Below are 11,434 nucleotides of genomic sequence, written 5' to 3'. Positions count from 1 at the left end.
CGATCTTCGCGTCGGTGTCGTCGAGACGGACAGGATGTCGCCGCGCTTCACCGGCTGGGTGTCGTCGACGAGCACCTCGCGCACGGGGCCGCCGACCAGCGGCGTCACCTGCGCGACATTGGCGCCGACATAGGCATTGTCGGTCTCGACATGCTGCGACGCGACGAGCGCGTCATAGGCATAATAGCCGGCGCCGAGCACCGCCACGCCGGCGGCAAGCCCGAGAACAATCGCTTGCGCTTGCCCTTGCGCGCGGTCTCATCCTCGGGCCTTCCTCCTCGATGATGGTATGGACGTCATGCTCGATGATATGGGTGGTCTTGGACATGGAGTGCGTTCCTTCAAGATCGGAAGCCGCCGCCGAGCGCGCGGATGAGCGCGACATCGAGCGCGAAGGCACGGGTCTGGAGCGAGGCGACGGCGCGGCGGGCGGCAATCAGCGCATCCTCGGCGACAAGCACGTCGAGATAGGTGGCAAGGCCGCCGCGATAGCGATTGTTGGCCACAGTACAGGCGGCGCTGGCGGCGCGTTCGGCCTCCTGCGCCCGGTCCAGCCGCTCTCCGAGCGCCCGCTCGCTCGCCGCTGCATCTGCCACCTCGCGAAGGGCCTGCGCGAGCGTCCCGTCATACTGGGCAACCGCGATCGCGTAATCGGCTTCGGCCGCGCGATACTGACCGCGCAGCCTGCCGCCATCGAAGATCGGCAGGCTGATCGCCGGGCCGACCGTGCCGAGGTTGAACCGGATTTGAACACATTGTCGACGCCGAGCGCCTGCAGGCCGATCAGGCCGGCGAGATTGACGTTCGGGTAGAAGGGGCGCGGGCTTGCTTGATCCGGCTTGCCGCGCTTCGGCGCGGAGCCGCGCGGCGATGATATCGGGCCGCCGCCCGATCAACTCGGCCGGCAGATTGGCGGGGAGCCCGAAGACACTGCTCGCCGCCGGCGCCGGCCGTTCGACGGAAAGCCCGCGGTCGGGACCGGCGCCGAGCAGAACGGCGATGCGGTTGCGGGTGAGCGCGAGGCTTTCCGCCAGGGCGGCCAGTTCGCTCTGCGCGGACGCCAGGGCCGAGCGCGCACGCTCGACGGCGCCGTCATTCTCGAGGCCCTGCGACTTGCGGCCCGCAATCAGCTCGAGCGTGCGGCGCGCACCCGCACCGCGTCGGCCGCGGCGTCCTGCTCGGCGTAAAGACCGGCGAGATCGGCATAGGCTCCGGCGATCCCCGCCGACACGGCGAGACGCGCGGCGGCCGCCTCGGCGGCAGCCGCTCGGCCTCCGAGCGGGCCGCGGCGAGCGCGGCGCGGTTCTTGCCCAGAAATCGAGATCCCAGTCGAGACTGAGTGCGCCCTGACCATAATCGGGCCAGCCGCGCGGCGAGAAGTCGCCGGGGATCAGATAATTGTAGCTCTGCTTGGTGGCGCCTGCCTGCGCGTCCGCGGACAGCGACGGCAGCAGCCGGCTGCGCGTCTGACGGACCAGTGCGTCGGCCTTGGCGAAGCGCGCTTCGGCAACGCGAAGATCGGTCGCGCTGGCAAGGCCCTCCGCGATCAGGCGGTCGAGCTGCGGATCGCCAAACTGCGCCACCAGCCGTCCGATGGCCATGCTGCTTGGGCGGCGGCAAGGCTTCGGCCACTCGCCATCTGCTCGGGCCGGGACATCGGACGCAATTCGGTCCTCGACGGCAGAGTTGCGCAGCCGCTGAGCAGCGCGGCGAGCACGAGCCCGGCCGCTCCCTCAACAACCGAGCGCCCAAATCGGGTCGATCCTAGCAAGAAGCAATCCCCTGCGAAGTCTAAACTGTACAGGACGGTCGGCTATCAATCGAGCCTTGCAGCGTCAAGCGAAAGCTGTACAATGCGGTTCATAAAAGGAGGATGCAGAGGGTGCGATCACGGCCGGACGAAAAGCGCAGGGCCATCCTCGACGTCGCGACGGTGCTGTTTCGCGAGACCGGCTACGAGCGGGCGACCATGGCGGAGATCTCGGCGCGCGTGGGCGGCTCGAAGGCCACGCTCTATGGCTATTTCAAGTCGAAGGAAGAGCTGTTCGTTGCCGCGATGATCGAGGCATTGGGCGAACAGAGCCAGGTCATGCTCGACCTGCTCGATCCATCGGTTCCGCAGGTCGATCGGGTTTTGCGGCGGTTCGGCGAAGCCTATCTCGACTTCATCATGCGCCCCGACGTTCTCGCGGTGACGCGCGCCGCGGTCGCGGAGGGGGCACATGTCGAAGTGGGCGCGCTGCTTTACGAGCGCGGTCCAAGCGCGGCTGGGAGGCGATGCGCGCCTATCTCGCGGATTTACGCGAGAAGGGCGCCATTCGCGCGGTCGATCCTAGTCTCGCCGCCGGGCATCTCAAGGGCATGCTCGAGGCTGGCATCGTCGAGCCCATGCTGTTCGGGGCCGGACCGCATATCGGACGCAAGCAGGCCGTCGCAGGCGCGGTCGAGCCTTTTTGCGCGCCTATGGCGCCACCGATTAGGACCGGGTCCACTCACCTGCATAGGTGAAGAAGGCATCGAGGAAATGGGCGGCTGATGCTTTCATGCGCCTTGAGATGTGGCGCTTCCGCATAGCCTTTCGCCCGGTAACCGCTCGGCGAGCGCAGCGGCCATTTCCTCCTTGGAGGCGAAATTATAATAGAGGTTCGCACGGGCCATTCCTGCGCGGTCCGCGATCTCGCCCATGGTCGCATTGCGCACGCCCATCAGGCTGAAAGCTTCACTAGCAGCATCTAGAATCGCGGTCACAGTGCGCTGGCGGCGGTGGGGCTTGATAGCGTCCTCAAATTTCGACTCACGTCTTAAAATCAGACTATCATCTGAAACCGTAACTTTCGTTGTGGAAGGCCAATGTTGCCCAATGTGACGGATGCCGGATTTCCGCGTTCATCTATGTGTGATAATGTCCTTTATCACACATTCAAAAGGATGCCGGCATGATCGAGGATGAGGACGAGGCTTTCGCCGACAACTACGCCGAGCGCGACCAGGCCAGGGCGCTGCGCGAGCAGGCCCGCGCGGGCGGGCCTGCGCTTCGAGGCGTATTTACCCCCCTGCCCTGGCCGACTGGCTGTTTGGATCATATCGAGCGCGGCATGTTCGCCGATCCTTCCGAGGCGGTGTTCGCGATCGTCGGCAACTTCCGCGACCTGGGAACCGCACCAGGATTTGCGGAACGAGCTGCTACGCCGGATGCTGGACGTATCGGCCGCCAAGCTGGAATCGGCTCGATCGGGCGAAACGGTGTTCGCCGAGCTGCGCGAGAAGATGGCCGCGCCGCGCCCCGAGGCGGCGCGCTGGGAGAAAGTCCAGCGGTGAACCAGCTCGCCCCCCTGCCCTCGCCCGAGCTGGCGTTGCCGGCCCTGGTCGCGGCGGCCGACGATCGCGCGCGGCTTTCGTTTCCTTGAGTTTTTCGCCGTCACCATTCGCAACCCGCATACGCGCCGCGCCTATATGCGCGCGGCGGGCGACTTCCTGGCCTGGTGCGAGCTGCACGGCGTCGCCTCGCTCGCTGGCGTGCAGCCGCTTCACGTCGCGGCCTGGGTCGAGTCGCAAGGGGGCGAGTTTGGCCCCGCCCAGCGTCAAGCAGCAGCTCGCCGGCGTGCGCGGCCTGTTCGACTGGCTGGTGACGGGCCCAGGTGGTGCCGGTGAACCCCGCCGCATCGGTGCGCGGGCCGGCCTATAGCCAGCGGCGCGGCAAGACGCCGGTGCTGGTGCCCGATGAGGCGCGGCTAGTGCTCGATACGATCGACGTTGCCACCGATGCCGGCTTGCGCGACCGCGCCTTGATCGGGTTGATGGTCTATAGCTTCGCGCGGATCGGCGCGGCGATCACCATGCATCGTCGAGGATGCTTTCGTGCAGAACCGTCGCCTATGGGTGCGGCTGCACGAAAAGGGCGGCAAGCGCCACGAAATGCCGTGCCACCACAATCTAGAGGAATATCTGTTGGCCTATATCGACGGGTGCGGCTTGCGCGACGATCGCAAGGGGCCGCTGTTCCGCACGATCGACAAGCGGACTAAGCGACTAAGCGACAGGCCCCTCCCCCCAAGCCAATGCCTTCGCGATGGTGCGCCGGCGCGCGGCCGCTGCCGCATCGGCACGGCGATCGGCAATCACTCATTCCGCGCGACCGGGATCACCACCTATTTGAAGAACGGCGGCACCTTGGAGACGGCCGCGACGATGGCGAACCACAGCTCGACGGCGCACCACCCAGCTCTATGACCGCCGCCCCGATGACGTGACGCTGGACGAGGTGGAGCGGGTGTTGATCTAGGCGGCGAGCGCCGGCGCACAGGCCCAGCAATCGCCCTGCCAATGTAACCCTACCCGTTCCGCGTTGGCGACGACCGGCGGTGCGCCATCGCGCCAGAAAGCGCGCATCCTGGCGCGATCGTCCAGCCCGGTTTCCGTGGCGATCGAGCGCGCGGCCTGGATGAACTGCCCATGCCCGAACAGATAGACCAGCACGGCGGGCGGGAGTGCGGCCAGGTGCGCTAGGGTGCCTTCCACGCGCCGGAGGAAGCCGGCGAAGCTCTCCGCCCCTTCCCCGTCGCAATGATCGGGGTCGGCCGCCGTCCAGTAGCGTTCGACATGGGGCCGCCGATCGGCGGCGGCCGTGCCGTTCCAGCGCGCGGGTTGCAGATAGGTGAACTCCGCAATGTTCCACGTCTCCACCGGCACGCCGGGAAAGCGGGCGATGGTCGGCGCGGCCGTCTGCCGGGTGCGCTGGAACGGCGATGTGACGATCAGCGACGGCGTTTCGATCCATTCCCGCGCGAGCTGGCCCGCCTGCCCTGCCCCGCGCTCCGTTAGCGCGATCGACGCCACATCGGCGCTGGCAAGGCCGGTGTTGGCGGTGCTTTCCCCATGCCGGATGAAATACGGCCCTCATGCTGGTTACTGGCGCAGGCGATCGGGCGTCCAGCCTTCGGGCAATTCGTCGCCTGGCTCGGGCAGCCGATTGGGCACCTTGTCGAGAATACGGCCCAGGCCGCTGCCGGTGCGGCCCTTCGCGCGGCGCGTGAAGAACTCGGCCGCCGTCTCGACAGCGCCGATCTTCTGCGCGACCGCCGTTGCGATCCATTGATTGAGGCTTACGCCATCTTCTTTTGCCAGTCGCGCCGCTGCTGCCTTGATCGAGGTTGGCAGCTTGAGCGGGTAAGTCGCCTTGCTCATTGTCATAACTCCTTCAACAGTTCGGCGGGCTGCATCAACCGGATTCCGAAGCGCGGGGCCGCGCCCCTGAAATCACGATATTGTAGGTCACAAGCGCATCGGCTCGCCCGTAATAGCCGCTTCCAACACCATTTCGTCGTCCGGGTCGCGCAGTTGCGGCCGCCATAGCAAATGAACCTCCACCGGCTCGACAAGCGCCGCCAGTTCGTCCAGCAGCTCATTCACGTCCTGCAATGACAGCCCCGTCACTTGCCGTTGTTCTGGCCTTTTCAGCACGTCCTCATATTCGAGGAACAGCGACGGCGTGGCCAGTATCTTCAAGCGGCCATACTCGACGGCCCCGCAGCAGGGCGAAGCTGGCTCCCGTTTGGCTCCGCAGCGCCGTGGCGATAACCGAGGTGTCCAATACGACTCTTTTCATCGCCGCCAATGTAACATCCTATGGGATGTTTTTCTAGACCGGCTTGGAGCGCCCTCCCCTTCCCGGCGCAATCCTCATACTCAGCAAATAACCGACTAAGCGATTAAGCGCTTGCCGCTGGCGCAGCACCGTGGCCGTACTCGCTACGCTCCCCAAGCCCGCAAGCGGTCTTGGCCCAAGGTGACGACCCACATGGCGGGGCGAGATCGCAAGCGGATCTCGCGAGCGATTTGCCGGCATGCGCCGGCGCGTCGTTCGTTTGGGCGGGGAGAGAGCTTCCGCCCCCTCTCCCACGCAACGACAATCAGCGGGACCGAGGCTCAGTCGCTTCGCTCCCTGCGCCCGCACCACTCCCGCAGATTCTCGCTATACCGTGAGGACCGCGCGCAAGTGGCTTGAGCTGGCCGGAGCGCCGCTTTGCCCGATCGAGGATCATGGCCGGATGGAGCATGAGCCGCTGGACGATGACGCGAGCGAGGACGGGGAGGATTAAGCGCCGCCGCCCTTTCATTCGGCCGCAATTCGCCCTATGGCCACATGCAAACATGCGATCATGTAAGGACATTCACATGCCAACAATCGCGATTATCAGTCAGAAAGGCGGCGCGGGGAAAACCACCCTCGCCTTGCACCTGGCCGCCGCCGCCGAGGATTCCGGGCATACCGCGCTGGTGATCGACCTAGACCCGCAGGCGACGGCGAGCCAATGGGCGCATGGCGGCAGGATGCGCCCCCGGTCGTGATCGACAGCGCGCCCCCTCGCCTCGCCGCCAAGATCGAAGCAGGCGACGGCGCAGGGCGCGCAGTTCATCGTGATCGACACCCCGCCCCATGCCGACAGCGCCGCCAGCGCCGCCGTCGAGGCGGCCGACCTGGTGTTGATCCCCTGTCGGCCTAGCGCGTTCGACCTAGCCGCGATCAAGACGACCGCCAGCCTTGTGAAAATGCGCGGCAAGCCCCGCTTTCGTGATCTTCACCGCAGGAAGCCCGACCGCGCCGCGCATGTATGAGGAAGCCGCGCAGTCGTTGCAGGATTATGGGCTGGACGCCTGCCCGCACCATATCGCGACCGCGCCGCCTTCCGCCATGCGGCGGCCGGAGGGGAAAACCGCAATGGAGATCGAGCCAAGCGGGAAAGCGGCCGACGAGGTGCAGCAGCTTTACAAGTGGACATGCGGGCATGTAAATATGCAAGCATCTAGGAAATGGAGGGCCAGTGCATGAGCCGGAAGGGATTCATTGCTTGCATTGCGGGATCGCGACCCCCGCGCCGTCGCCGGCGTCGGCCGAGCCGGAGGGGAGGGCGGTCGCGCCCGATCGCCGCCAGCACCGGCCCAGGCCCCGCCAGCAGCCCGGTTGCGCCGAGCCGTCAGGGCAAGAAGGCGATGACGGGCTATTTCAGCCCGGAAATGTCGTTCGCCATGCACATGACCGCCCGCAAGCATGGCATGAGTCTACAGGATGCAATGGCCGAGGCGTTCAACGACTGGCTGCGAAAGATGGGGGAAAGTCCTGTAGGCAAGTGAGCATATCACATGCAAACATGCGGACATGTGAACTTGCTCACTTGCCGGCAAAGGCCGGGATCAGCGCAATGGCTTGCGTTCGTGCCGTTTCTTGCAGAATCCGAGGAAGGCTCCGGCAGGGCTTTTGAGTTCGGGCTTGCCCATGTCGTGCCACCACGACACCCATTCGTCATAGAGCGCGTAAACGTCATAGCCTGGCGCGGCGGTCTTGGCGTCGTGCATGGTTTCCGAGTCGATATAGGGCGCATCGTCGCCGGCGCTGGCGCGATCGGCGGCGACGCCTTGAGGCCGGAGCGGTTGCGGAACAGGATCACGTCATCGTCCATCGTCACCGCATAGTCGGGAAAATGGCCGTGTTCCGCGTCATGCTCGCAGACCTTTTTGACCAAGGCCCGGAAAACCCGGATCGGGCTGTTGGAGCCGCATTTCTTCTGTAGCAGCTCTAGCCCGATCTTCCATTCGTCCTTCATGCCGCAATGCTTGCGGGCCAGCTCATACATGCGCCGCTCGAACGGCTTGCGGAGCCGGAAATAATCCCGGTGCAGGGTCAGGACGTTTTGCTGATAACAGAGCGATAGACCCATTCCGACAGGGTGATTTCAAGATCGAGCATCCGGCCATCGAATGTCTTGCGCGTGATCTTGGCTTCTTCGATCAGGCCGAAAATCCGCGTTTCCTCTATGCCGCCGGTCTGGATATTGGTCCGCACCGTGGTTCCGCGCAGGCGGGTGAGGGCGTCGGCCATCAGCCTATAGCCTTCACCGCTGGTTTGCCGGTTGGTGGCGACGAGCATGTCATAGGCTTGCAGGCGAACGGTGCGGCTAGGTTGCTCGCCCTGGTTCATCTTCGCGACGAGCTGCGAGATGCAGTAGATCAATATGTCCTTGTCATGGATCGTCGCCAGGCCCTTGCCCGAGGGGATAATCTCGATGACGTTGCCGTTATGCTCGTAGCGCCGTGTCCGGTTGTCGGGCTTGGTGGAGAGCGAGAACACCGGATGCTCCATCGAGGCCATGTCGTCCTTCGGGATCGCGTCCAGCACGTCGCAGATGAACAAGTCCTGGTTGGGATGCCGCACCGGCAGCAGGGGCGTGCGATCGTCGCCGTCCACGGCGGGGGGCGGGGTGTCGAACAGGGAAGGGGAGGGGTCTATCGTCATTTCAGTGACAGAGAGCTACTATCGTCATTTCACATACGCAAGCGGATATCGTCATTTCAGATTCAGGGGCCGTGCTATCGTCATTTCGATTACGCTTGCGGGGCAGGGGCGGTGCCTGGCGCTATCGTCAGAGTGGATTCGCCTTTTCGTCACTCTGGATTCGCTTTTTCGTCAGAGCTGATTCACCGCGAGGCAAAATCATCCCAAAAACCGAGGATTTCCGCGCCTTTCCGCGCATGGCAAATTTCCGTAACACATCACTAAACCCATATTTTAACACTCGGCGGGCTGTGGATAACTTTCCGGCGTCGTGGTTTCACCCACCGTCCCACCACAAAAGAAAGAAGAAAGCACCGCCTCTTGGGGCTTCGCCCCGCCGGCTCACGGCCTTCGGCCGCCCCGGATCGCTAAAGCGATCCTCCCACCCGGCATCCCCATAATGAGCCGGCTTTGCCGGCACGCTTTTTGTTGGTGTATGGGATTTGCCCAACCGCCGCGCCCATCCTGCCAGCTTCGCGCCCAGCTCCACCGTCGCGAATTGGCTTTCCAAGAAGCCGAGCGGAGAGGGCGGCGATCCATTCGAAAGGGCAGGGCAGGCGGAAACGTCGCGACTGGCGCGCTTCCGGGGCGCCCAGCCTCATTTCGGGCGTTTGGAAGGGTCGGGAAGGTCGAGCGTCCCATGCCGCTCTACGGGCTTCCCAGGGCAGGGCGCTTTTCTGCGTGTAGATCCTCGCCGCGCCGTTTAAACGCCGCCGCACCTGATCGAACCGGCCGCGAACTCGCGATCGGCATGATAGGCGAGCTTGGTGGCGACGATCGGGCGCTGGCCCGCGAGGAACAGGAGCTGCCAAGTCGGGCCGCAGCGTGCGGACTTCATCGGGGGTCAGCAGCGGGCGGCCGACATGCTGCACGCCGAACGAGATTCCGGTTTCCTCCGCATCAAGGCGCGGCTCATGGTCTCGAACATCACCGTTTCCTGGCCGAGCAGATCGGAGACGAGTTTCGCGCTGTCATGGTCATTGACGCTGAATATCTGCAATGCCCCGGCGTTCGAGAAGAAGGTGCCGGCGCGATCACGGTAGAGCGCGCGGAGCTGGTGAATATCCTGGCAGATCGGCCAGAGCTGGACGCCGTAGCCCGCCATCAGGCCCATAGCGCGTTCCACCGGATCGAGACGGCCGAGCGCGGCAAATTCATCGAGCAGGAACAGGACGGGGCGGGCAGGGGCCGCGCCGCCGCGCGACAGATCGGTGAGGGCTTGCGCGATCATCAGGCCGCAGCCAGCGGGCATAGGCGGCGATGCGATCGGGGGGCAGGACGAGGAACACGGTCGCCGGCGATGCCTTCATGTCGGCGAACGCGAAATCCGAGCGGCCGAGAACCTGGCCCATGCGTGGGGAATCGAGGAAATGGGTATGGCGCTGCGCGGCCGACAGCACGCCCGAGGCTTCCTTGTCGGACTTGCCGAGGTGGCGATTGGCGGGCGCGCGCGACCAGGCCGCCTTGTGCCTGCATGTCAGAGAGCAGGGCGGCGAAGGCTTGCGGGGCGAGCGTCAGATGATCGCGCAGCGTGGCGAGGGTGCGGGTCGCGGGCAGCTCGCTGGCGACGATATGGAGGATCAGGCCGGCGATCAGCGCCTTGGCTTCGTCGTTCCAATGCGCCTCGCCGGCTTCGCCGGGAGCGTCATAGACCAGCGCGTCAGCGAGCGTCATGGCGTCGTCGGCCAGATCGAGGCCGGCGGGGTCGATGCGATCGAGTGGATTGAACGCGGCCGAGGGTAGGCCGGTGATGCCGAACGGGTCGAGGACATGGACCGGGCCGAACCGGGCGCGCTCGCGCGCGGTGACGATCGCGTTCTCGCCCTTGGGGTCGATGCAGATGACCGGGCCGGGATAGTCGATCAGGTTGGGAATGATCGTGCCCACCCCCTTGCCGGTGCGCGTCGGCGCGATCGTCAGCAGATGGGCGGTGCCGGGATAGCGCAGCAGCTTGCGGGTTTTCATGTCGCGGCCGATCAGCAGGCCGGTATCGGCGCGGGCGAGGGCGCGTGTCTCGTTCGCCGTGGCGAAGCGGGCCGAGCCGTGGGTGTCGTCGCTGTCGGGACCGCCATAGCGCAGGATCAGCGGTTGAAAGAGGGCGCGCAGGGTGACGAGGATCACGACCAGGCCGGTGAGCATCATCACCGGCTGATAGATCAGGGAGTCGCGCGGCAGGCCGAGCAGCTTGCCGAGCAGGAGCGGCATCCCGAGGCCCAGCACCAGGCCGACGATCAGGAACAGCATCGCCACGCCGAACAGGTGCCGAATGAGCGCGATCGGGCTAAGGGTCAGGGCGGTGATCGCCCATATCGGATTGCGGCGCGATAGGCGGGCGACGTTGCGGAGCGCGCGGCCGAGCTGGCGGAACCATTCCACGACTATCACGATGCCCCCCGTTCATCGTGCGCGTCGGCTTCCGCATCGAACGCGCGTTTGCCCCGCCGCTTCCACAGCGCCAGCGTGTTGCCATCCTCGCGCGCCCGCGCCCTGGCGGCAAGATCGAGCATCGCGCCGTAGAGCGTCGCGCGATCGTCGTCGGTGAGATCGACCAGGCCGGCTTTCTGGACGAGGCCGCCCAGCTCTATGAGGTGGCGGGTGCGTTCGCGTCGGGCCACGACCCATCCCCTCGTATCGGTGCGGCGCGCGGCAGCTTCAACGCGGTACGTCGCCTGTCGCAGCTTCGCCGCCGCCTTGTCGGTTGCCAGCATCGCCCTTGCGAGCCTTGCGCCCGCGCCGCTGAAAAAAGGCCGCGCCCTTCACGCGCCACGCCTCCTTTCGTCCGCGCTGGTCGATTCCACGGCGGCGATGAGCGCGCCGGCCAGCGTGTCGAGGTCGAGCGCATCGGCCCCGGTGAACGTGACCAGCTCGCCGAGCTGCTGCACCTTCTTCGCCTTGAGCGTGCGCGCCTTGTCGTTCAGCGCCCGCAGCTCTGCGTCATAGTCGCGCACCTTCCGCATCTTCTCTCCCTCGCGCTCATGAACAAGAAGCCGCAGCGTAGCACGGTCGCGCGCGCTAGGAGCGTTTCGATTAAGAAATGCGGCGAAGTCAATCATGCGAACAGCAGAGAGTTTGAGTGCGCGCTTATACGTCGTTGCCGACGTGCGC

6 protein-coding genes and 9 pseudogenes are annotated in these 11,434 nt (G+C 65.4%); 6 read left to right on the top strand and 9 right to left on the bottom strand.

Going from position 1 to position 11,434, the window contains the following annotated elements:
* Positions 1–341 precede the first annotated feature (341 nt).
* On the bottom strand, positions 342–1,601 hold the full coding sequence (locus tag CMV14_RS26360; protein WP_331251151.1) for a TolC family protein: 1,260 nt from the start codon (positions 1,599–1,601) through the stop codon (positions 342–344).
* Positions 1,602–1,873: 272 nt separating this feature from the next.
* Here CMV14_RS26360 and CMV14_RS26355 point away from each other — a divergent pair.
* Positions 1,874–2,508, top strand: a pseudogene (locus CMV14_RS26355) (TetR/AcrR family transcriptional regulator).
* Positions 2,509–2,541: 33 nt separating this feature from the next.
* Here CMV14_RS26355 and CMV14_RS26350 read toward each other — a convergent pair.
* Positions 2,542–2,748 carry a TetR family transcriptional regulator gene (locus CMV14_RS26350; RefSeq protein ID WP_153046172.1) on the bottom strand — a complete coding sequence of 69 codons (207 nt, stop codon included), beginning with the start codon at positions 2,746–2,748 and terminating at the stop codon, positions 2,542–2,544.
* Between the two features lie 188 nt (positions 2,749–2,936).
* On the opposite strand from CMV14_RS26350, the pseudogene CMV14_RS27680 reads away from it, so the two are divergent.
* Both CMV14_RS27680 and CMV14_RS26340 read left to right on the top strand, forming a co-directional pair.
* A pseudogene (locus CMV14_RS27680) lies at positions 2,937–3,318 on the top strand (CopG family transcriptional regulator).
* Positions 3,315–4,282, top strand: a pseudogene (locus CMV14_RS26340) (tyrosine-type recombinase/integrase). The pseudogenes CMV14_RS27680 and CMV14_RS26340 overlap by 4 nt, the downstream one beginning before the upstream one ends.
* Here CMV14_RS26340 and CMV14_RS26335 read toward each other — a convergent pair.
* The 3 genes from CMV14_RS26335 to CMV14_RS27520 form a co-directional block, all read right to left on the bottom strand.
* On the bottom strand, positions 4,279–4,836 hold the full coding sequence (locus CMV14_RS26335) for a histidine phosphatase family protein (RefSeq protein ID WP_238147346.1): 558 nt from the start codon (positions 4,834–4,836) through the stop codon (positions 4,279–4,281). The pseudogene CMV14_RS26340 and the gene CMV14_RS26335 sit on opposite strands and share 4 nt — an antisense overlap.
* Positions 4,837–4,905: 69 nt before the next feature.
* Positions 4,906–5,184: a toxin-antitoxin system HicB family antitoxin gene (locus CMV14_RS26330; RefSeq protein WP_066969776.1), complete on the bottom strand. Its 279-nt coding sequence runs from the start codon at positions 5,182–5,184 to the stop codon at positions 4,906–4,908.
* 87 nt (positions 5,185–5,271) lie between these two features.
* Positions 5,272–5,505, bottom strand: a complete 234-nt coding sequence (locus tag CMV14_RS27520) for a PIN domain-containing protein (protein WP_331251150.1) — start codon at positions 5,503–5,505, stop codon at positions 5,272–5,274.
* 464 nt (positions 5,506–5,969) lie between these two features.
* Between CMV14_RS27520 and CMV14_RS26980 the strand changes: the two are divergent.
* From CMV14_RS26980 to CMV14_RS26310, 3 pseudogenes are all read left to right on the top strand, one after another.
* A pseudogene (locus tag CMV14_RS26980) lies at positions 5,970–6,098 on the top strand (transcription elongation protein SprT); the annotation flags it as partial.
* 76 nt (positions 6,099–6,174) lie between these two features.
* Positions 6,175–6,829, top strand: a pseudogene (gene parA, locus CMV14_RS26315) (ParA family partition ATPase).
* Positions 6,826–7,131: pseudogene (locus tag CMV14_RS26310) on the top strand (ribbon-helix-helix domain-containing protein). The pseudogenes parA and CMV14_RS26310 overlap by 4 nt, the downstream one beginning before the upstream one ends.
* Before the next feature lie 60 nt (positions 7,132–7,191).
* Here the strand turns inward: CMV14_RS26310 and CMV14_RS26305 are convergent.
* The 4 genes and pseudogenes from CMV14_RS26305 to traD (CMV14_RS26285) form a co-directional block, all read right to left on the bottom strand.
* Positions 7,192–8,290, bottom strand: a pseudogene (locus CMV14_RS26305) (replication initiator protein A).
* A gap of 742 nt (positions 8,291–9,032) precedes the next feature.
* Positions 9,033–10,705 (bottom strand): annotated as a pseudogene (locus tag CMV14_RS26295) (type IV secretory system conjugative DNA transfer family protein).
* Between the two features lie 5 nt (positions 10,706–10,710).
* Positions 10,711–10,944, bottom strand: coding sequence for a conjugal transfer protein TraD (traD, locus tag CMV14_RS26290; protein ID WP_066969765.1), 234 nt, complete (start codon positions 10,942–10,944; stop codon positions 10,711–10,713).
* 37 nt (positions 10,945–10,981) lie between these two features.
* Positions 10,982–11,286 (bottom strand): annotated as a pseudogene (gene traD, locus CMV14_RS26285) (conjugal transfer protein TraD).
* Positions 11,287–11,434 lie beyond the last annotated feature (148 nt).

This window comes from Rhizorhabdus dicambivorans (genome assembly GCF_002355275.1).
Lineage (GTDB): Bacteria > Pseudomonadota > Alphaproteobacteria > Sphingomonadales > Sphingomonadaceae > Rhizorhabdus > Rhizorhabdus dicambivorans.
This window is presented reverse-complemented; position numbering and strand designations above follow the sequence as displayed.